Origin of the sequence: Streptomyces sp. DSM 40750 (assembly GCF_024612035.1) — a bacterium.
In the GTDB taxonomy this organism is placed as follows: Bacteria; Actinomycetota; Actinomycetes; order Streptomycetales; family Streptomycetaceae; genus Streptomyces.
On record NZ_CP102513.1, the window covers coordinates 909,907 to 930,636 of the forward strand.

General features: G+C 68.6%; 19 protein-coding genes and 1 pseudogene. 9 read left to right on the forward strand and 11 right to left on the reverse strand.

The annotated features are described in order from the left end of the window. Positions 1 to 80 precede the first annotated feature (80 nt). Positions 81 to 1,970: a propionyl-CoA synthetase gene (locus tag JIX55_RS04280; protein WP_257561875.1), complete on the forward strand. Its 1,890-nt coding sequence runs from the start codon at positions 81 to 83 to the stop codon at positions 1,968 to 1,970. 397 nt (positions 1,971 to 2,367) lie between these two features. Here the strand turns inward: JIX55_RS04280 and JIX55_RS04285 are convergent, their stop codons facing one another. Next, on the reverse strand, positions 2,368 to 4,164 hold the full coding sequence (locus tag JIX55_RS04285) for an alpha-L-fucosidase (RefSeq protein ID WP_257561876.1): 1,797 nt from the start codon (positions 4,162 to 4,164) through the stop codon (positions 2,368 to 2,370). Between the two features lie 464 nt (positions 4,165 to 4,628). After that, positions 4,629 to 6,074: a pyridoxal phosphate-dependent decarboxylase family protein gene (locus JIX55_RS04290; RefSeq protein ID WP_257561877.1), complete on the reverse strand. Its 1,446-nt coding sequence runs from the start codon at positions 6,072 to 6,074 to the stop codon at positions 4,629 to 4,631. Positions 6,075 to 6,476: 402 nt separating this feature from the next. Between JIX55_RS04290 and JIX55_RS04295 the strand changes: the two genes are divergently transcribed. From JIX55_RS04295 to JIX55_RS04300, 3 genes are all read left to right on the forward strand, one after another. After that, entirely contained in the window at positions 6,477 to 7,076 is a 600-nt protein-coding gene (locus tag JIX55_RS04295; RefSeq protein WP_257561878.1) for a TetR/AcrR family transcriptional regulator, read from the forward strand. Positions 7,077 to 7,197: 121 nt separating this feature from the next. Next, complete coding sequence (locus tag JIX55_RS51160; protein WP_331606373.1) at positions 7,198 to 7,572, forward strand: dienelactone hydrolase family protein; 375 nt, start codon at positions 7,198 to 7,200, stop codon at positions 7,570 to 7,572. Continuing rightward, positions 7,476 to 7,913, forward strand: coding sequence for a dienelactone hydrolase family protein (locus tag JIX55_RS04300; protein ID WP_331609646.1), 438 nt, complete (start codon positions 7,476 to 7,478; stop codon positions 7,911 to 7,913). The genes JIX55_RS51160 and JIX55_RS04300 overlap by 97 nt, the downstream gene beginning before the upstream one ends. Here JIX55_RS04300 and JIX55_RS04305 read toward each other — a convergent pair. The 3 genes from JIX55_RS04305 to JIX55_RS04315 all read right to left on the reverse strand — a co-directional run bounded on the left by JIX55_RS04305 (position 7,816) and on the right by JIX55_RS04315 (position 10,628). Next, positions 7,816 to 8,790, reverse strand: a complete 975-nt coding sequence (locus tag JIX55_RS04305; protein ID WP_257561879.1) for an NmrA family NAD(P)-binding protein — start codon at positions 8,788 to 8,790, stop codon at positions 7,816 to 7,818. The two genes, JIX55_RS04300 and JIX55_RS04305, sit on opposite strands and share 98 nt — an antisense overlap. Before the next feature lie 71 nt (positions 8,791 to 8,861). Beyond that, positions 8,862 to 9,896 carry an alpha/beta fold hydrolase gene (locus tag JIX55_RS04310; protein WP_257561880.1) on the reverse strand — a complete coding sequence of 345 codons (1,035 nt, stop codon included), beginning with the start codon at positions 9,894 to 9,896 and terminating at the stop codon, positions 8,862 to 8,864. 30 nt (positions 9,897 to 9,926) lie between these two features. Then, complete coding sequence (locus tag JIX55_RS04315) at positions 9,927 to 10,628, reverse strand: SDR family oxidoreductase (protein ID WP_257561881.1); 702 nt, start codon at positions 10,626 to 10,628, stop codon at positions 9,927 to 9,929. 597 nt (positions 10,629 to 11,225) lie between these two features. Here JIX55_RS04315 and JIX55_RS04320 point away from each other — a divergent pair. Further along, positions 11,226 to 11,705, forward strand: coding sequence for a hypothetical protein (locus JIX55_RS04320; protein WP_257561882.1), 480 nt, complete (start codon positions 11,226 to 11,228; stop codon positions 11,703 to 11,705). Here the strand turns inward: JIX55_RS04320 and JIX55_RS04325 are convergent. From JIX55_RS04325 to JIX55_RS04335, 3 genes are all read right to left on the reverse strand, one after another. Continuing rightward, positions 11,656 to 12,225 carry a TetR/AcrR family transcriptional regulator gene (locus JIX55_RS04325; RefSeq protein ID WP_257561883.1) on the reverse strand — a complete coding sequence of 190 codons (570 nt, stop codon included), beginning with the start codon at positions 12,223 to 12,225 and terminating at the stop codon, positions 11,656 to 11,658. The genes JIX55_RS04320 and JIX55_RS04325 overlap by 50 nt on opposite strands. A 241-nt stretch (positions 12,226 to 12,466) precedes the next feature. Then, positions 12,467 to 12,625 carry a hypothetical protein gene (locus tag JIX55_RS04330; protein ID WP_257561884.1) on the reverse strand — a complete coding sequence of 53 codons (159 nt, stop codon included), beginning with the start codon at positions 12,623 to 12,625 and terminating at the stop codon, positions 12,467 to 12,469. Positions 12,626 to 12,979: 354 nt separating this feature from the next. Beyond that, positions 12,980 to 13,627, reverse strand: coding sequence for a TetR/AcrR family transcriptional regulator (locus JIX55_RS04335; RefSeq protein ID WP_257561885.1), 648 nt, complete (start codon positions 13,625 to 13,627; stop codon positions 12,980 to 12,982). A gap of 155 nt (positions 13,628 to 13,782) precedes the next feature. Between JIX55_RS04335 and JIX55_RS04340 the strand changes: the two genes are divergently transcribed. The 4 genes and pseudogenes from JIX55_RS04340 to JIX55_RS04350 all read left to right on the forward strand — a co-directional run bounded on the left by JIX55_RS04340 (position 13,783) and on the right by JIX55_RS04350 (position 17,780). After that, positions 13,783 to 16,125, forward strand: a complete 2,343-nt coding sequence (locus JIX55_RS04340) for an MMPL family transporter (protein WP_257561886.1) — start codon at positions 13,783 to 13,785, stop codon at positions 16,123 to 16,125. Positions 16,126 to 16,526: 401 nt separating this feature from the next. After that, positions 16,527 to 17,360, forward strand: coding sequence for a PIG-L family deacetylase (locus tag JIX55_RS04345; protein ID WP_257561887.1), 834 nt, complete (start codon positions 16,527 to 16,529; stop codon positions 17,358 to 17,360). Positions 17,361 to 17,448: 88 nt separating this feature from the next. Then, positions 17,449 to 17,576, forward strand: a pseudogene (locus tag JIX55_RS51350) (tyrosine-type recombinase/integrase); the annotation flags it as partial. Continuing rightward, positions 17,559 to 17,780, forward strand: coding sequence for a hypothetical protein (locus JIX55_RS04350; protein ID WP_257561888.1), 222 nt, complete (start codon positions 17,559 to 17,561; stop codon positions 17,778 to 17,780). The pseudogene JIX55_RS51350 and the gene JIX55_RS04350, both read left to right, overlap by 18 nt. Here the strand turns inward: JIX55_RS04350 and JIX55_RS04355 are convergent. The 3 genes from JIX55_RS04355 to JIX55_RS04365 all read right to left on the reverse strand — a co-directional run bounded on the left by JIX55_RS04355 (position 17,767) and on the right by JIX55_RS04365 (position 20,541). Beyond that, complete coding sequence (locus JIX55_RS04355) at positions 17,767 to 18,924, reverse strand: major royal jelly family protein (RefSeq protein WP_257561889.1); 1,158 nt, start codon at positions 18,922 to 18,924, stop codon at positions 17,767 to 17,769. The two genes, JIX55_RS04350 and JIX55_RS04355, sit on opposite strands and share 14 nt — an antisense overlap. Before the next feature lie 207 nt (positions 18,925 to 19,131). Then, positions 19,132 to 19,644, reverse strand: coding sequence for a nuclear transport factor 2 family protein (locus JIX55_RS04360; RefSeq protein ID WP_257561890.1), 513 nt, complete (start codon positions 19,642 to 19,644; stop codon positions 19,132 to 19,134). Positions 19,645 to 19,728: 84 nt separating this feature from the next. Next, entirely contained in the window at positions 19,729 to 20,541 is an 813-nt protein-coding gene (locus tag JIX55_RS04365; protein ID WP_257569210.1) for an oxidoreductase, read from the reverse strand. Between the last annotated feature and the right edge of the window lie 189 nt (positions 20,542 to 20,730).

Below are 20,730 nucleotides of genomic sequence, written 5' to 3' on the forward strand. Positions count from 1 at the left end.
GCCGGCATGCGGTACTTGTGTCGGACACCGTTCCGCAGGCAGCCCCACCACTGTCCCTCGATGCCACAAAGGAGTGTGCGATGGGAACGTACGAGGATGTCTTCCGCGCCAGTACCGAGGACCCGGAGAGCTTCTGGCTGAAGGCGGCAGAGGGCATCGACTGGGATGCCACTCCGCAACGGGCCCTGGACTCCTCGGGCGCACCGTTCTACCGCTGGTTTCCCGACGGTCGGCTCAACGTCTGCTTCAACGCGCTCGACCGGCACGTCGAAGCCGGCCGCGGCGAACAGCCCGCGCTCGTCCATGACTCCCCCGTGACCGGCACCCGCCGCACCTACACCTACGCGCAGCTGAGGAACGAGGTGGCGGCCTTCGCCGGAGCGCTCGCACAGCTCGGCGTGGGGCACGGCGACCGCGTGGTGATCTACATGCCGATGGTTCCCGAGGCCGCCGTCGCGATGCTGGCCTGTGCGCGCATCGGCGCGGTCCACTCGGTCGTCTTCGGCGGGTTCGCCCCGCACGAACTCGCCCTCCGCATCGACGACGCGACCCCCAAGGTGGTCGTCTCCGCCTCCTGCGGCATCGAGGGCAAGCGTGTCATCGCATACAAGCCCCTGCTCGACCGGGCCATCGAACTCGCCGTCCACAAGCCGGAGAAGAGCGTGATCCTGCAACGCCCGCAGGAGCCGGCCGCCCTGGGGCCGGACGATCTCGACTGGGCCGACCTGGTCGCCGCCGCGCCACCGGCCGACTGCGTTCCCGTCCCCGCCACCGATCCCCTGTACATCCTCTACACGTCAGGAACGACCGGAAAGCCCAAGGGAGTCGTACGCGACTGCGGCGGCTACGCGGTCGCCCTGCACTGGTCGATGGGCGCCGTGTACGACGTGGGCCCGGGCGAGACGATGTTCACCGGCTCCGACGTCGGCTGGGTCGTCGGGCACTCCTACATCGTCTACGCGCCGCTGCTGGCCGGCGCGACGACGGTCCTGTACGAGGGCAAGCCGGTCGGCACCCCGGACGCGGGCCAGTTCTGGCGCGTCGCCGCCGAGCACCGGGCCAAGACCATGTTCACGGCGCCCACCGCCTTCCGCGCGATCAGGAAGGAGGACCCGAAGGGTGCGCTCACCGCCGGCTACGACCTCTCCCACTTGCGCTATCTCTTCCTCGCCGGTGAGCGCCTCGACCCCGAGACGTATCACTGGGCGAGCGCGCTCCTGGGCGTCCCGGTGATCGACCACTGGTGGCAGACCGAGACCGGCTGGCCCATCGTCGCCAACCCGGTCGGCATCGAAGCCGCTCCCCTCAAGCCCGGCTCCCCCACCCGCCCACTGCCGGGCTGGGACGTCCGCGTCCTCGACCCCTCGGGTGAGCAGGCGCCCGCGGGCGTCGACGGTGCGATCGTCGTGAAGCTCCCCCTGCCGCCCGGCGCACTCCCCACGCTCTGGAACGACGACGACCGCTACGTCGCCTCCTACCTCTCCGCCTACGACGGCTACTACCTCACCGGCGACAGCGGCCACATCGACGAAGACGGCTACGTCTTCGTCATGGGCCGCACCGACGACGTCATCAACGTCGCCGGACACCGGCTGTCCACCGGCAGCATGGAAGAGGCCCTGGCCGCCCACCCCGACGTCGCCGAATGCGCCGTCATCGGCGTCGCCGACGAACTCAAGGGACAGATCCCGCGCGGCTTCGTCGTCCTGAAAGCCGGCAGCAACCGCGAACCGAGCCAGGTCGAGGCCGAACTCGTCCAACTCGTACGCGAACGCATCGGCGCCGTCGCCTCCCTCAAGGACGTCACGGTCGTGGCCGCCCTGCCCAAGACCCGCTCGGGAAAGATCCTGCGCAAGACCATGCGCGGCATCGCCGACGGCCGCGAAGAACCCATCCCGTCCACGGTGGACGACCCCGGCGTCATCGAGGTCCTGCGCCCGGTCCTCCGCCGCGCCGGTCACACCCCGTGAACGGCTGACAGCGCCCTGGCCGACGGTGGGCGAGCGCGTACACCGGACTCCGCGCGGCACGGCCCGTCGGCCAGGGCGACGTGGTGCCGCAACACCTGCTCGGCGAGCTTCCCGAGGTGTGGAAGTACGAGGTCATCGCCTCCGTGGCGCCAGTGGCGTTGCCCGGACACATCGCCGCCGTTCTGGATTTCCTCGAGCGCGGCCTCGGTACTCGAAGCCCGGCGGGCGGCAGGAGATGCCACCCGCCGGGCTCGGCGTTTTCCGGACGGTGCGCGGCTGGTGCGCCGCCGCGTCAGATGGACCGCTCAGGTGTGATCTTGAGCCACCGGCACGGCCGGTCCGGGCGGAACTGCGCATTCGGAACCGGTGGTCGTGTGGAGGGACCGGCGCGCGGTGGTCAGCCGATCTTGGTCATGCTCCACTGCTGAGGAGTACCGCTGTTGGATGTGTACTGGATCACCGAGCTGCCCTCGGTCGTGACGTTCCCGTTGTCCAGGGCTTTGCCGCTGCGGCGGTTGACGAGCTTGTACCGTCCGCCGCCCAGCGAGGAGATGGCCCACTGCTGCGGGGTTCCGCTGTTGGAGGTGTACTGGATGACCGAGCTGCCCTCGGTGGTAACGTTGCCGTTGTCCAGGGCCTTGCCGCTGCGGACGCACACCAGCTTGTAGTAGCCGTGGCCCATGTGGGTGAGCCTCCACTGCTGGGGGGTGCCGCCGTTCTGGGTCCACTGGATGACGGAGCTGCCCTGGGTGGTGACGTTGCCGTTGTCGAGGGCCTTGCCGCTGTTGGCGCTCACCAGCCGGTAGACACCCTCCGGCAGGACCGCCGGCATGCCGCTGACCTCGACGCAGACCACCGAGACGTCGGCGTTGGGCGCGTTGGCCGGCACGGCGACGTTGATGGTGCCGCCGCTGACGGTGTAGGAGAGCGAGGTGGACGGGGCGTTCAGCAGGTGGACGCGGTTGATGGTGTTGTGGACCTCCGGGATCCGCAGGACGCCGTCCGTGGGCCAGGTGAAGACGTGGGCGAACAACTTGCCGTCCTTCTTGGTGACCTTGCCCCAGGACGGTTCGGCGGCGAAGGGGCTGCCGCTGGTGCCGTAGATGCTGTCGCCGTAGGTGCCCATCCAGGAGGCGAAGCCGTTGAGGACGTTCACGGTGCCCGAGGTGATCGTGCCGTCACCCTTGGGGCCGACGTTGAGCAGGTAGTTGCCGTCCCGGGAGACGACCGTGACGAACTCCCTCAGGAGGTCCCGGACGGACCGGTAGGAGCTCTCCCGCGACTGGTTGTAGCCCCAGGCGCCGTTCATCGTGACGCAGGTCTCCCAGGGCCGCTCCAGCGGCGTCGGCGGGACCTTCTCCTCCGGGCACATGAAGTCGCCGAGACCCAGATCGCGCTTGACCCGCTCGTTCACGACGAGTCCGGGCTTGCGGCTGATCAGCCAGTTGTACAGGTCCTGGCCGTCCGACTTGATCCACCAGTCGTTGAGCGTGGGGGTCGACGGGTTGCCGCACCAGTCGCCGTCGAACCACAGCACGGCCGGGTCGTAACGGTCCAGCAGCTCCTGCAACTGCGCCTTCATGTCGGCGATGTAGGCGGTACGGGCGGCCTGCGAGGCCATCGTCGAGAAGGTGGCGCTGCGGTTGATGGTCTGGGAGGAGTGGTTCCAGTCCAGGATCGAGTAGTACAGCCCGAACTTGACGCCCCGGCTCTCGCACTCCGTCTTCAACTGCGCGAGCAGGTCGGGCTGGTAGCCGCTGTAGTCGCGCAGGTTGTACTGCTTGGTGCCCGTGGTGTCGGTGAAGCTCGCCACGTCGGAGTTCCACATCGCGTAGCCCTCGTGGTGCTTGGCGGTGATCACGAGGTACTTCATGCCGGCGTTCTTGGCCATCTCGGCGATGGTCGCGGCGTTGAAGGAGGTCGGGTTGAAGTGCGCGCTGACCTGGTTCTGGTAGTCGGCCTTGGACCAGTTCTCGCTGTGGAACGCCCACTCGCCGTGACCCAGGTAGGAGTAGGACCCGAAGTGGATGAACATCCCGAACCGGGCCTGGTACCACCAGTCCATCTTCGAGGGGACCGTGTACGCCTCGGCGGTGGACGGCCACAGGGCCTGCGGCAGCCCGAAGGCCGCCACTCCTCCGGCGAGTGCGGCGGCCTTCATCAGAGAGCGTCTGCTGAGGGAGGCAGAGGACATGGTGCGGCTCCATGTGTCAGGGGAGGAAGGGCAGGGCGTGAGGAGCGGAACGCCGACATGGCGGCCGTGCTCCGTGTCGCCCACACAAGACATCGGATGGATTTATAGGAGCACGATGGCCACCACGTCTACAGGTGAGACGAGATTCGCCCAAAACACGGAAGCAAATGGGGAGTTCTGGGACATGCTCAAGCATGGAAGATCACTCATCCAGCGGAGCGAATGCTATACATCGGAGCTCTTGAGCCCGCCTCTCAATCAGAGACCCGGCACCCGGGCTCCACGGCGTAGTCGGGCGGCGGAACGGAACCCGTGGAGCGCCCTCGGCGTGGGCCCCGTTCAGACGAGCCCGGAGCACCGCCCGTGGGGCTCGTGGATCCTCGACCGCGAGATGGGCGGTGTCGGGGATCTCCAGGGCGGCGTGAGCGATGCCCGCCACGGGCAGCCCAGGCGTAGCTCTTACGTCACGCACCGCTCTGGCGAGCGGCCTTGCGAAGCGAGTCCCAGAGGGTGTCGATGTGGCCGGGCAGCGTCGTCGGCGCGCCGATTGCGACCCGAATCGCGAAGTGACCGTCGACCGATGTGTGCGTGAGGAACGAATGCCCTTCGGCGTTGACCGCCTCCATTGCCGCCTTGGTGGCGTCGTCGTCGGGGTGGCCGTCCCGGTCGACGAGATACAGGCATACGAGTGCCAGTGACGGCGGGGCGGCCAGGGCGAAGCCCGGCTCGCTCTCGATCCTGCCGGCCAGGGAGTCGGCCATGGCGACGTGGCCGCGGATGCTTTCGCGCAGGCCTTCCAGTCCGGCGCCGTGCACCACCGACCAGATCTTCAACGCACGCATACGACGGCCCAGCGGGACCTGCCAGTCGCGGTAATCGATGACTTCGCCCGAATCCGTCGCAGCGTTACGCAGGTACTCCGGCGTGATGGACAGCGCTGTCGGCAGCGCTCGGGCATCCCTCACCCACATGAAAGAGGCGTCGAAGGCGGTGTAGAACCACTTGTGTGCGTCGGTGCAGAACGAGTCGGCGAGGTCCGCGCCGTCCAGGAGCCAGCGGAACTCGGGACACAACGCCGCGACTCCCGCCCACGCGGCGTCGACGTGCACCCACGCCTCGTACTCACGCGCTGCCAGGGCGACGTCCCTGACGGGGTCGATGGCACCCGTGCCGGTTGTTCCCACGGTCGGGCAGACCATGACCGGCCTCTTTCCGGCGGCTGCGTCCTTGGCCAGCATGTCTGCCAGGGCGTCCGCCGACATGGACAGCGTGCCCTGCGTAAAAGGGACGATCCTCAATGCTCGCGCACCGAGCCCGGCCACACGCACGGCCTTGGCCAGGGACGAGTGGGTCTCGGCAGTGACGTACACCGTCTCGGTGCCGTCCACGCCGTGTTCGCGCCAGTCCGGGTTGCCGCGCTGCAGCGCGGCCAACAGCGCCACCAAAGATGCCGACGAGGCCGAATCCTGCAGCGAACCGCCTCCGCCCCCGGCGAAAGTGAACTCGCGACCAAGGCCCAGCGCCTCCGCCAGGCCGTCGAGCAGGACCTGCTCGATCTCCGTCCCGGCCGGCGATGACGACCAGAGCATTCCCTGCGCTCCGATCCCGCCCGATGCGATGTCACCGAGGAGCGACAGGAGTGACGCGTTCGCTGGGAAGTAGCCGAAGAATCCTGGGTGCTGCCAGTGGAGCGACGAGGGAACGACCACGTCGTTGAGCAGGGCGACGAGATCATCGCCCAGCGCTTCGGACGGTTGCTCGGGCAGTTCACGAGGAAGCTGAGCCTTCACGGAGCCCGGTGAGACATTCGGCTGCACGTGCAGGGAGGGGAGCGAGGCGCGGTATTGGGCGACCCAGTCGACCAACTGGTGGCCCTGGCGGCGGAATTCATCTGGCTCGAGATCAGGCACGCTTTGTCCTATGAGGTCGTGATGGTCATGGCGAGGGGCTGGACGCCCACCTGGGCGCGGGGGGGGATCAGGCGCCCAGGGTGAGGTGGCCGGTACCGGATCCAGAGGCCCTCGATGCCGCGTACCGACTGGTGCCGCACCAGAGCCTTACGTCTACAGTTGTAGATTAATAGCTCCAAGGTAATCCCTTACCGGGTTGCTGGGAAGGGGGGCGCCCTGTGGACCACTCTCACGGCAGCTGGGCCGGCCGGACCCATCGCCACTGAGCCGTACGGCCGTCCACCGCTTCACGTGGGACCGGCACGGCGCCTTGCCCAGCCATGGAAGGTTCTCAGTCTGGCCGCAATGGTGCCGACCATAGCCACCAGCATGCAGGCGTCTACCCGTTGGTAAGGTGTCACCATGCCCAAGATCGTGGACCACGACGCGCGGCGTGAAGAGATCATCGAAGCTGTATGGCGCCTTGTCGCGCGGCGAGGATTCGCGGCGCTGAACATGCGGGATCTCGCCGCCGAAGCGGGATTCACCAACGGGGCGCTCGCACGGTACTTTCCCACCAAAGCAGCGATTCTGCGGGCCTCGCTGGAGCGTGCCAACGCAGCCACCGAGCAGCGGGCCGCCCGCACCATCGCCGGTGCCAATGGCGTGAACGCGTTCCGCAAGTTCTGCGTCGAGATCATGCCCCTGGACGACGAGCGTCTCAACGAGGCCCGCGTTGTCATCGGCTTCTGGAACTACGCGGTAGCCGATGAGGAACTGATCGACGTCTTCGACCAGGCAATATCGCGCTGGCGCGATCAGATGCTCTCGTATCTGCGCACTGCGGCTGAAGCGGGAGAGATCAACCCGTCCTGCGATCTCGATGCGTTCCTGGACCTTGTGATGGCCACGCTGATGGGACTCCAGATCAACGCGATCTTCGCGGCTCGCCTGACCACACCCGCCCGCCAGATGCGGATACTCGACGGACTCATCGCGGGGTTGCAGACCGGCACCTCATGATCTGAGCACGCAGGCGCAGAAGTACCGCCCGCCGGCGTCATGAACATTTCGCAGCCCCCTGACCAAGGACGGCTTCGAGACGCAGTTCGGCAGCAATCACGCGAACTGGCAGCACGGTTCGATGCCCGACCTGTACACCGCCGGAGGCGCACGGCGCTGCCTGATACCCACCATGCGGGCCGCGCTGTCCGGCCACGGCCGCGCCTACCAGGACATCGCGGCCGCCAGAACCCACCTCGTCGATGATCCCGACTGCACCGGCGCGGTCGGGATCATCGGCTTCTGCATGGGTGGCTTCTTCGCCCTCATGGCGGCAGGCAGCGGAATCTTCGACGCCACCTCCGCCAACTACGACCAACCCCCAAGGACATGGACAAGGCCCTGGCCGACGCCTGTCGGATCGTCGCCAGCTACGGAGGCCGCGACCGACAGCTCAAGGGAGCGGCGGCCAGGCTCGACTCCGCCCTCGACCGGCTCAGCGTCCTACACGACGTGAAGGAATACCCCCAGGCAGGCCACGCCTTCCTCCGCCGACCGCTACGGCGGCCGGACGCGGCGGCGTCAGACCGGGTCGCAGGGAGCGCTTCGCGGGCCGACGGGGATGGGCTCCGGCGGCGGCGGGAGGCGGGAGGCGGGAATGTACGGCCGACGGTCCCGCCTGTCACAGCCTCCAGGGGCGCACCTCCAGAACTCCCCCGCCGGGAGTGCTCCCCGCACCGCGCGCCACGCCATCGATGGCTCAGGCAGCCGCCAGCTTTCGGATGCGCGGGTGGTTCTCCAGCGCCCACCGCACGGTCTTCGGCGGGCGTCCGAGCAGGGTTTCCAGCTGGTCCGTGACGCCGCGGTATCCGCCGCCGCCCATCAGCCGGGTCAGGGTCTTCAGGTGTTCCGCGGTGTGCGGAAACGCGGCCAGGGCGGTGTCCACGTAGGTCTCGTTCCAGGTTTCGACGTCTTCGGGAACGTACGTGACCTGGCGTCCCAGCGCGGCCGCGTAGTCCTCCGCGAACCCGTGCATGTCCTTCAGTTCCGGGCCGTTGAGGTCGTAGGACTTCGAGATGTGCGGCGCCGGGTCGAGAAGGATCTTCACGCACAGCTCCGCCACGTCGTAACCCGCGATGGGCGCGAGCTGGTGGTGGCCGAAGGGCAGGCACAGTTCACCCCTGCTCAGCGGCTCCAGCGCCAGCCAGGTCATCAGCGGGTTCTCGACGAACATGGCCGCCCGGATGTTGACGGTCGGCAGGCCGGCCCAGTCCAGCACCTGTTCGGCGACCCAGTGGGCCCGCTGCTGCGGCGACCACTGCGTGACGAGCCCGCCGAGCCACGCACGCCGCTCTTCCTCCGGCGCGGTCATCTTCTCGAACGTCATGAAGGACTGCTCGTACTCGGAGATGTTGACGAAGACCTCGATGTCACCCTGGGCCCGCGCCGCCGCGGCCATCAGGCTGACGGCGTCGGTGTAGTACGGCGACAGGCTCATGCTGAAGTAGATGCGGCGGACGCCCTTCAGCGCGGCCGTCACGTCGGCGATGTCGAGCAGGTCGCCGACGAAGACCTCGGCCCCGGCCTGGCGGAGCGAGTGGGCGCGTTCGTCGTCCTGGCGCACGAACGCGCGCACCGGGTGCCCTTGTTCGAGCAGCATGTCGACCATCGTCCGGCTCACACCACCGATTTCTCCGGCGGCACCGGTGATCAGGATGGGATTGCGCTCTGGCATCAATATGTCCTCTGTCTGGTGGTGGGGGGAGTCAGCTGTTGAGAAAGCCACGGGGCGGATGCCGCGTGGCGTCATCGGGACGCGGGGCCGTCGATGCTGGTGAGGAAGTCGAGGAGTGCGGCGTTGACCTCGGCGGGACGCTCCTGCTGTGTCCAGTGGCCGCAACCCGGCAGCACCACCGGGCCGTGCAGGAGAGGCGCGACAGCGGTCAACGGGTTGCCCGACCCGCCCTGGCCACGGAGCATTTCGCTCAGCGAAGGGCCCCCGTCCGGGCCGCGCAACGAGGTGACCATGTCGCGGTCTCCCACCACGTACAGCGCGGGGACATCGATCCCGCGCCCCCGGAAGGGCGCGAGCAGTTCGTTGTTTCGCTCCATGTTCCGGTACCAGTTGAAGGCTCCGGTGAACGCCTGCTCGCCGTGCAGGGCGAAGTCCTCGGCGTACGCCTGGATGTCCTCCTCCGTCAGCCAGGCGGGAAGTGCGGGCGACTCCGGCATGGTGTCCAGGAGGCCCAGACCATCGGGTATGACCAACGGGCGGGGCTCTTTACCGAGGGGGTTGTCGCCGGAGGCCCCGACCAGGAGGCGGCGCAAGGAGTCAGGGATGTCCTTGGCGAACTCCGCGTCGGCGACTCCCGGCTGCTGGATGTAGACCTGGTAGAAGCCCTCGCCGTACTGGGTGCGGGTGATCGAGGGCGGGACCATCCCGCCCGGCAGAATGGGCGGAATACTGAGTCCGGCCACCGCGCGGACCTTGTCCGGGCGCAGCATCGCCGCGGTCCAGGCGACGGGTGCGCCCCAGTCGTGACCCACGACGACCGCCTGCTCCTCCCCCAGTTCCTCGATCAGGGCGATCACGTCGCCGACGAGGTGGAGCAGGGTGTACGACGCCACGTCCGACGGCTGCTCGCTGCGGGCGTAGCCGCGCTGGTCGGGGGCGACGACCCGGTACCCGGCCGCCGCCAGCGCCTCGAACTGGTGACGCCAGGAGTACCAGCTCTCCGGCCAGCCGTGCAGCAGCAGGACCAGCGGCCCCTGCCCCTGCTCGGCGATGTGCAGTCTGACCCCGTTCACGTCGACGAAGCGGTGGGTGAGCGAACTTTCCACAGGGAATTCCTTTGAATCGGTGAGTGCGTGCTACTGCTTCAGCTGGGCGTACATGGCGTCCAGGTCGGCGGACAGCTGGGACTTGACCCAGCGGGTGGTGTCGTCGGCCAGCACCTCGTGCGCCCCTGCCTCGATGCCGTCGAGTGCGGCCACGGCGATGTCGCGGGGATCGGCCTTGGGTGCGTCGACGCCCGCGGTCATGTCGGTGTCCACGTAGGCCATGTGGAGCCCGGTCACCGCGATGCCGCGCGGCTGCAACTCCAGGCGCAGAGAGTTGGTCTGCGACCACAGGGCGGCCTTGGAGGCGCCGTAGGGCGTGCCGTCGGCCAGCCAGGACAGGGCGGAGTGGGCGTTGAGGATGTGGCCCCCGCCGTTGCGCTCGATGATCGGCACGAAGGCCCGGGTGACCAGCAGCGGCCCGTAGAAGTTGGTCTCCAGGTCCCGGCGCACGTCCTCCATCGGGGAGTTGAGGTACGAAGCGCGGACGGAGGCCCCGGCGTTGTTGATCAGGATGGTGACGTCCTGGGCCTGCTCGGCGGCGGCTGCCACGGATGCCGGGTCAGTGGCCTCGAGCGCCAGCGGAACGGCATCGGGGTGGGTCACCGAGCGCGGGTCACGGGCCGTGGCGTAGACCTTGCCGGCCCCGCGCGTGTAGAGCTCCTCCACCAGCATCTTGCCGATGCCACGGCTGCCTCCGGTGACGAAGACGTTGGCGCCCTTGACTGCTGTCATGACTACCTCCACAAAGAGGGAAACCGATCGGTTCCACCACCGTAAACCGATCGGTTTCGTCATGCAAGTCGGTCGAGCCGCGGATGACCACGGCGCGCAGTGTCGAGGTGGAGTCGGGCGGAGCTCAGGCTTCGAGTGCTGGTCTCGTATCCGTCGGCGGAGTCCGTACTCGCCCGGCACAGGCCGGTGAAGCCGCGAGCCCTCGACAGTGATCGACGTGGCCTGGCTGGGTCTCAGGCGGAGTTCAGCGGAATGACTTGAGGGTGGCGCGCTGTACGGCTCGGTGTTCGCCGGCGTGCCCGGCCGGCGCCGTGCGGGCCGGCCTGGGTCGGCGACCAAAGCGGCCGACCGTCGGCGGCGCAAGGACCGCTCGAGTACTGCGGGCGTGTGGGCGAGGCTCGCGACGACGGGGAAGACAGGCGCGACGGCCCCGACGCCTTTGCAGTGACGCGAGAGCGTCGTCCGCGCAGCGATCGCCGAGTTCGCACCCCACGGGCACTACGGCACTTCCGCAGAGGCGATTGGTGTCGCACAGCCCTGCCTGTTCCGGCCCTTCCCGGACAAAAGGCGGTCACTGTCGCCGCTTTGGTGCCAAGTGTGGAAGACACCCGCCTGGCCTTCGAGCGGGCGGCCGACGGGGCGGAGGACGGCGAGCAGGCCCTGCGTGCCATGGTGCACGAGTACGCGCGGCTGATCTCGACGCGCCCCGAGATGCTCCTGATGCAGATGCGGGGATACGCCGTCGTCGCGGCCGCGAAGGCAGAGGGCGATGACCAGATGGGCGAGCTCCTCCGGGTCGGCTGGATGAGACTGTGGGAAACCGTGCACCTGTCGCCGGAAGCCGACGCCCAAGGGACCACAAGCTTCTTTGCCTGCGGCATGCTGGGCACACTCTTATGGCCATCGGCCCTTTCTCCGACGATCGGGAAGCAGGGGCGTGAAACCCGCGGGCGCTGCTCCGGCTGCCGGAGAAGGACATCAACCTGGAAGAGCGTTCGGTCGCCGAGCCCGCACGGGGACGGGAGCGTCAGCGCATGCCTGCCGCATCGAGCAGCGCGGCCACTGTGGGCGCGATGAGCCCGTTCAGGTTGTCGGCCTGGATTCCCGCGCGGGCACTGGCACCGTCGAAGACCAGGATGAGCTGCCGGGCCAGCAGGTCGGGATCGCTCGCGCCACCCTGTTCGGCCTCGGCGCGGAAAAACCCCGTCAGGTTCGCCTTGATGCCGTGGGCCACCCGGCTCGCGGGGTGACTCTGATTCTTGAGCTCGATCTGTACGGCCAGGTACCGGCAGCCTCGGAACTCGGGCAGGCCTGCCTGTGATTGCACCTGCTCGAAGACGTGCAGGATCCGCTCGCGGTGGGAGCGGCCATCGTCCGCCGGCGGCAGGAGTCCGGCCACGAAGGCGGAGGCGCGTTCCTTCAGGCTCGCCGCCAGCAGTTCGTCCTTGCTCTCGAACAGCTGGTACATGGAACGCTTCGACACGCCCGCCGCCTTGCACAGCGCCTCGACGCCGATGCCGACACCGTCTCGATAGGTGAGCGTGGCCGCTGCCTCCAGCAGCCGTTCTCTGGGGCTTGACTTCACTTCGGTGGTCATACCATGAGGTTAACTCGAATCGGGCGAAATAGAAACCGATCGGTTTCCAGGGGGGGGTCGGGCAGGCGCCCGGCGCCGTGCGGACACCTGAAGTCCGCCCAGAGACTCGGCGACGATCTTGAGGGATAGACCGTCGCCGAGCCCTGATGGTGTGCGCGCCTCTCGTCACCACGGGGCGCCGCACACAGGGGACCACTCCGCACCAATGGCCCCGCCCGTGATGATCTATGAGCGCGTTCCGTTACGCCGGAACAGCGGTCTTCTCGGGCTTCGTCTCGGCGGGGATGCGGTGCAGCCCCCTGCGGTCGTACCAGCCCGTCACACCGAAGCCGAAGAGTGCGGCCGGCGCGAGGCCGACGGCCATCATCACGCAGCCACGGGTCAGAGATCGTGGACTCACGGCACGAGTCGGTGACGGTACGGCAGTGTGAGAACCTGGCCGGCGAGCCACGGGACCAGGGCCGGAGCCGATTTGGCGTGGCCGGAGTGGTTTCGCAGCGGGGGCGCCGCCGCACCCGGCGAGGCGCGGGCGCCAAGGGCCCGAAGACCACGCCGAACAGCGCACGGGTCCCGGTACAGGGCGGCGTTCGCCATCGGCCGAGCGGGGTCATTCTGGCCAAGGGGATCAGACACACACGAGGACCGCCCCGGACATGCCCTCCCCTCACTCCCGGTAGCCCGGACTCTGCCGTGGAGGGGCTCCTCGGCCTCGCGGCGATCAGGCGCCTTTGGGGGTCAGCCTCGGCTCCGGAAGTCAGTCCCGGACGACGCTGCTGATCGCGGCGCGGAGGTCGTCATCTTCCGTTTCCGCGCGTGCCGGTGGGAGAGGGGAGGCACTGGCGGGGTTGAGCGAGTCGAAGAGCAGGGCCATGAAGCGTGCCCGCATGGACGGCGTGGTGCCGGGGAGCGCGAGGCCGGCGATGCCCATGACGAGGAAGTGCGGAATGTCGTCCGCGGTGAGGTCGGTCCGGATCTCGCCCTGCTCCTGTGCGTGCTCAAGGAGGGGGCGGAGGGACTCACTGAGGCGCTGGAGGGCGTCCACGGCGACGTCGGCGAAGTTGGCGGCGAAGGTGACCAGTCCCCGCTCCTCGGTGATCAGGTCGAGTAGCCGGGTGGCGATGTCCAGGAGGGTCTGGCGCGGGTGGCGGGAGGACGTGGCGTCGTTGATCAGTGGGAGGAGGTCGGTCTCGAGGATGTCGTCGAGGACGGCCCGGACGATGGCCTCCCGGTTGGGGAAGTGCCGGTAGAGCGTGGCGATGCCCACGCCCGCCTCGGCGGCGATCTGCTCCAAAGAGCCCTCACCCGCGCCGAGGACATTGCGTCCGGCCGCAATGATGCGCTCCACGCTGGAGCGGGCGTCAACCCTGCGGAGCCGGCGTGTGCGCGGTGCGGCGTTCGGCATCTCTGACCCTCCCGTATCTGCACCGCAGACTACTCAATCACCCGCGCGTTGATAGCACCCTACCGCTCTGATAGTCACCTATCGTTTTGGTAGTACCCTCTCACTTCGTTCGGATGCGCGTGCCCGACAGGGTGCGCCGGAGAAGGGAGAAGGGTGTGTCTGTACTGCTGTACCGGCTGGGGCATTTCGCCTACGCCAGGCCCTGGTATGTGATCGCCGGCTGGGTGGCGGTGGTGTCCGCCGTGGTGGCGCTGCTCGCGGTCAACCCCGTCAAGCTGAGCAATGAGGTACGCATCGACGGCACCCCCGCCCAGGAGGTCATCGACGATCTGGCGCAGTCCCTCCCCGAGGCGTCCGGCGGGCAGGGCATGTTGGTGTTCCGCGCGCAGGACGGGATCCGGGTCGACGGCGAGGACAGCCGCGCCGCTCTCATCGCCGCGGTGGACGCGGTCTACCGCCACGACCACGTCATCGACGCCCGCGAGGTCCTCGCCGCCGAACTGTCCAAGGGGGAGAAGAGCCCGCTGCTGCAGGCCCAGGCGGCGGTGGCCGAAGCCGCCGGGCAGCCGACGGCGGGCAAGGTGCCGGCCCCGCTGATGCAGGACGGCCAACCGGTGCCCGGGGTCGTCGTCTCTGCCGACGGCTCCACCGCCCTGATGCAGTTCCAGTTCGACGAGCAGACCTATGAGCTGCCCTCCGGCACGATCGACAGCACCGTCGAGGCCGCCGAGCGGCAGGCCGAACGAGCCCACCTCGACGTCCTGCCGTCGGCAGCGATGATGGAGATACCCGAGATCGTGGGCGTCGGTGAGATCGTCGGCGTCGTGGTGGCGGCCATCGTCCTGCTGGTCACCCTTGGGTCGGTCGTGGCGGCCGGCCTGCCCCTGGTCATCGCGCTGGTCGGTGTCACGGTGGGCGTCGGCGGTGCCTTCACCCTCTCCACGGTCTTCGAGATCCACTCGCTCACCGCCGTACTGGCCCTGATGCTGGGGCTCGCCGTCGGCATCGACTACGCCCTGTTCATCGTCAACCGGCAACGGCGGCTGATCCTGGACACCGGCCTGGACGCGCACGAGGCGACCGGCCGCGCCATCGGCACCGCCGGCAGCGCGGTCTTCTTCGCCGGCAGCACCGTCATCATCGCCCTGGCCGGGCTGTTGGTGGTCGGTATCACCCTGCTCAGCACCATGGCCCTCGCCGCCGCGGCCACGATCGCCATCACCGTCCTGCTCGCCCTGACCCTGCTACCGGCGCTCCTGGGCCTGGTCAAGGAGCGCATCTGCTCGGCCAGGACCCGACGCACGGCGCAGCAGCAGGCCTCCGCCGCCGCACAGACACGGGCCACCCGTTGGGGATCACGCCTGGTCCGCCACAAGTACCCCGCTCTCACCGCGGCGTTCCTGATCCCCCTGGTTCTGGCGCTGCCCGCCCTCGACATGAGGATGGGTCTGCCGTCCGGCGCCAGCTACAACCCCGACACCGCACAGCGGCAGAGCTACGAGGAGGTCAGCGACACCTTCGGCCCCGGCTACAACGGCCCCCTCATGCTCGTCGCCCGCTCCTCCGACAGCGGGCGGCCGCTCACTCCCACGGCCCTCGCCGCGGTCGTCTCCGACCTGAAGGACACCGAGGGCGCCACTTCGATCTCTCTGGCAGGTATGAACACCGCCGGCACCGTGGCCGTCCTCAGTCTCATCCCCGGCGACGGACCGAACGACGACGGCACCAAGGACCTCGTCACCTCCGTGCGGGAGAAGAGCCGGGAGATCCGCGAAACCCATGGCGTCACCATCGGCATCACCGGCTTCACCGCCCTCGCGATCGACGTGTCCGACCGCCTCGGGGACGTCCTGCCCCTCTACGTGGCCACCGTTCTCGGGCTCTCGCTGATCGTCCTGCTCCTGGTCTTCCGCTCGGTTGTTGTCCCGGTGATGGCCACTCTCGGCTTCCTGCTCAGCATCGCCGCCACCTTCGGCATCACCACGGCCGTCTTCCAATGGGGCTGGCTGCAGGCGCTGTTCGGACTCGACGCGAGCGCACCCGTGGTGAGCCTGCTGCCCATCATCGTCACCGGCGTGCTCTACGGACTGGCCATGGACTACCAGGTGTTCCTGGTCACCTCGATGCGCGAGGCCCGCATGCACGGCGCCGACCCGCTCGACGCGACCGTCTCCGGATTCGCCCGGGCGAGCGCCGTCGTGATCGCCGCGGCCACGATCATGGTCTCGGTCTTCGCCGGATTCATCTTCAACGCGCAGCCCATGATCAAACAGGCGGGATTCGCACTGGCGGCGGGCATTCTCATCGACGCGTTCGTCATCCGCATGACGTTCGTCCCGGCCACCATGGCGCTCGCACGGGAGAAGGCCTGGTGGATTCCCGTGTGGCTGGACCGCCTCCTGCCCGACCTGGACGTCGAAGGCGACAAACTCGCGCAGAGGATCCCGCTTCCCCATCCCGCCGCTCCCCTGCAGCACGCCACCGCGCAGAAGACCTGACGCGCCGATGGCGAGCATGTGCCCGCCGGCAACGCCGAGCCCGCGGTCGTGGCCGCGGTGCCGGTGTCATCCTCGCCTCGCTCGACGGTGGCGCCGACAGGCGCGCGATGACGGTCTGCGGTGGCCCCACCTGGTGGTCCTGCGGGTGAGCGGCAGTGGGGCCGCCTCGGGACGTCACGCGCCGCTCTTCAACCAGGTGGGGCCCGGTGGCCAATATTGAGGGGCCGCTGAACGACGTCGATATCTGGTCACCGCAGCCGCGATCCGGGGCCTGACACACCGGGTGAACCCAGCCCTGTCGGATCCTGGGACACCGGACGGATTCGGCGGGCTGCGGGCAGTCACGTACCGCTGTGCCGCAGACTGGCACAGATCGCTTGACCGACCAGGGGATGGATTTCATGGCTGACCGGCCTTTGACGCTGATGGCAGTGCACGCCCACCCGGACGACGAGGCTACGGGAACAGGGGGTGTCCTGAGGCGTTATGCGGCGGAGGGCATCCGCACGGTGCTCGTCACGTGCACCGACGGTAGCTGCGGTGACGGTCCGGGGGGTGCCAAGCCGGGCGACCCCGGGCATGATCCGGCCGCCGTTGCCGTGATGCGTCGAGGCGAGCTCGAAGCGAGCTGTGACGTCCTGGGGGTCGGTCATCTTGAGCTGCTCGGGTACGCCGACTCCGGGATGATGGGCTGGCCGGCCAACACCGCGCCCGGATCGTTCTGGAGTACACCCGTGGATGAGGCAGCCGCTCGGCTGGCCGAACTGATGCTGCGTTACCAGCCTGATGTCGTCGTGACCTACGACGAGAACGGGTTCTACGGCCACCCCGATCACATCCAGGCGAACCGGATCACGATGGCAGCGCTGTCGCTGACCGGGATGGCGTCGAAGGTGTACTGGACGACGGCGCCGCGCTCCATGATGAAGGAGTTCGGGCAGATCATGCGCGAGTTCGGCGCGGAATGGGAGGAGCCCGATCCGTCCGAGGCCGGAGAGGGGCCCGAAATCGGCCTGCCCGACGAGGAGATCACCACGTGGGTGGACACCACCGAGTTCGGCAGCCAGAAGTTCGACGCGCTGGCCGCGCATGCCAGCCAGGGTGAGAACATCTTCTTCCTGCGGATGGGCAAGGAGAGGTTCACGCAGCTCATGGGCGTGGAGACGTTCGTCCGGGTCCACGACACCACCGGCGCGCCCCTGCCCGAGAACGACCTCTTCGCCGGCCTGCGCTGAGCTCCGGCCGGCGGTCGCCCCTCGGACACACGGAGAACCGCAGCCCGCACACGCTGCGCCCCGAGCCGGGACTCCCAGGAGGACGGCCGGCTCCTGGCCGCACTCCGGCAAGGTCACCGACCTCTTCGAGCGGCTCACCGCCGCCTCCGGTCTCCCGCCCGTCCGGCCGCACGACCTCCGGACGGCGCGGCCACCTTCATGCTCGCCGCCGGCGTTGTCGAAGCCTTCTTCGAGGCGGACGACGCGCGTCCTGTCCTCGTTGATGGCCAATCGCCTTGGCGCCAGTCACACCGCGAGCTGCTGCTTGACCTGCGGGGCCTGTTCCTCGCTGACGCACAAGGCGACCAGATCGTCGGCATGGCGGATCACCACGGGGATGCCCGGCTCCTGACGCGAGCGGGAGAGGTCACACGAGCCTGACCGGTCCGGCGTTGATCGGCAGGCGGATGAGGAGGTAGGGCTTGCGGCGCAGGTCCTGGCCCTCATGGAATGGTGACAGGCGGTTGAGCTGGTTGGCGATGGCGTACAGGTGCCGGTCCGTGGCGATGGACAGGGTGTCGGTCCAGAGCAGGTCGGCCCCTTGGGCGAGGGTTTGGTAGGTGCCGTTCGGGTTTCTGCGCCAGATCGTGTTGTGTTCCAGGTCGCCGCCGTAGAGGCGTCCCTTGTCGTCGCTCTCCAGGCCGTCGGCCATCGGCTTGAACCCGTGGTCCTCGACGGTCGCCGCGACGTCGGTGTCCGTGGCGTGCGGGTCGGCGAGGGCGTCGGTGGACACGCTGTGCAGGCGGCGGCTGGACAGCGGGCAGTAGTAGAGGCGTGTGCCGTCGGCGCTGAGAGCGATGCCGTCGGAGCCGGTCTCGTAGTGGACGGGCTCGCCGCCGGCGGGGCGGACCATGAAGGGCTCGCCGTCGATGATGGGAAGGAAGTCCTTGTCCGGGAGCGCGGAGGGGTGTCCGGTCAGTCGCCGCCAGGAGCGGCCGGTGGCGAGGTCGACCACGATGATGCCGTTGGAGCCGCCCGAGTCGGTGATGAACGCCGTGCCTTCGGCGCCGCGCCGCAGGTCGAGGCGTACGTCGTTGGGGTAGCTGTTCGCCGGCACCACCTCGGGCGGGAAGAGGATCTTCCGTACGATCCGGTCGGTGCGCAGGTCGACGGCCACGAGCTTGGGGCCGCCGTAGGAGGAGCCGGCGAACAGCGGGCTTCCGGTGTCGAGGATCCACAGCCGGTCGGCCGCATCGACGACGACGCTCTGTACCGACTGGAAGTGCCCGGCCAGGTCGGAGGCGTCCTGGCGGTTGACCTCGGCGTCGGGGTAGGCCACCGGCTTCCCGCCGCGCAGTTCGGCGACGGTGAAGGGGACGTCGTCGCCCCAGCGGGGGAAGTTGACGAAGATGCGGCCGCGGCGCGAGACGGTGACACCCGTGGGCATCGCGCCCCAGAAGCGGGCAACGACCTCGTAGTTTTTGGCTGTTGAACCGGACGTGGAGGTGGAGGCGGAGGCGGGTCCGGCGAGTTGGGTGGCGGCCAGCGAGGCGGTGGTCGCGGTGAGGAACGTACGTCGTTTCATGGGAGCGTCTCCTGTTGGGTCAAGTCGCTGGAGGGTGCGGCGGGTTGCCGCATCGCCTCGGCGCGTTGGGGGGATCGGCCGGATGCTGCCGTGGCCGGTGGAGGCCGCCACCAGGAGCGCTGTGCGCCGGGGACATCGCCTGCGGCTGCCGCCAGCTCCTGGAAGGGGAACGGGGTCGAACGGCCGGTGGACCTGGTTCTGTCAGGTCTACCGGGCTGCCGGGCGGGTCTTCGCGACCATGCCGCGGTCCCCCGAGGAGACCATCGCGTGAATGGGCATGGTGGCGACGCTCATGAGCGTCGCGAGGCCCCGGCGGCCCTGCTGGCGGGCGAGCGCCGGACCCATGAGGTGCATCAGGGCGGTGAGGGCCGGCATCGGACGCCCGAAGAGCGTGATCTCCGTGATGCGTGCCTGGTCGTCGAGCCGCAGCATCTGCACCTCCTCGAACGGCTGGGAACCCACCCGCGCCCGGTAGACCAGCGCGTACGTGTCGCCCTCGCCGGTCTGGGTGTGGTAGCGGACATCCTTGACCGCCGCGAACGCCACGGTCAGGAAGTCGCGCAGCTGGTCAGATCCCTCGAAGCGGAACTGGTCGGTGAGCGGCGAGCTGAGCACGACGTCCGGGCTCAGGCACGCGACCGCGGCGTCGACGTCACCGCGTTCCTCGGCGGAGCGCCAGCGCGCGACGGTAGCGGCGGCGGAGTGCAGGGTCTCGGACACGGGTCTCTCCCGGAATCAACGGCGCGATGGGGTTTGCGGGTGGCGGATGGCCAGTGGCGGATGACGGGTGGCGGGTGGCGGGGGTCAGCCGGTGAGCTTGTTCATGCTGCGGATCTGCTTGTCCAGGACCCAGGCGGGAACGAAGCGGAGCAGGCGTGCGCGTCCGGCCATGGGGCCGGCGGCGTAGCTCAGTTTCGGCTTGGTGTCGGTCGCGGCCGTGACGATCGCCTTGGCGACCACCGCGGGGTCGTCACCGCCCTTGATCGCCTCCGTCATCAGGCGGTCGAAGACGCGCCGCTGGTCGGCGTAGGTCTGCAGGGGGGTGTCGGGCTTGGCGCTGTTGGCCTCGAACCCGGTGTTGGTGTAGGCGGGTTCGACCAGGAGCGAGCGGACGCCGTACTGCCGCACCTCGTGGTCCAGGGACTGGGAGTAGCCCTCGATCGCATGCTTGGACGCGCCGTAGACAGCCATGTAGGGAGCGGGGATGAACCCCTGCACGGACGAGAGGTTGATGATGCGCCCGCGCCCCTGAGAGCGCATGTGCGGAAGGACCTCCCGCACCATGCGCATGACCCCGAAGACGTTGATGTCGAAGACGCCCTGGGCCTGCGCGAGGGAGGTTTCCTCGGCCGCGCCGATCGAACCGATACCGGCGTTGTTGACCAGGACATCGATCCGCCCGAACCGGTCGATCACCTCTCTGACCACGGCGGTCACCGACTTGTCACTGACCACGTCGAGGTCGAAGAACGTCACACCCCGCAGCGGGGCGACACGCGAGGTGTCGCGGCCCGTGCCGGCCACCTCGAAACCCGCCGCGACCAGCGCGAGCGCGGCCTCCCTGCCGATACCGGAGGACGCACCCGTCACCAGGGCCACCGGCCGATTCGTCGTCATCATGCACTCCCGAACTCATCTGGGAAACCGATCGGTTTCCTTTCGCCTCACTGTAAACCGATCGGTTTCCATGCACAAGCTGAAGCGGGGAACTGAAGCCGGAAACTGATCCCGGGCCGCGCCACCGGAGCCGGCTTCAGGCACACGACCGATCTCGACACACCCCGCACCGCGGCGTGGCGCTCGCGT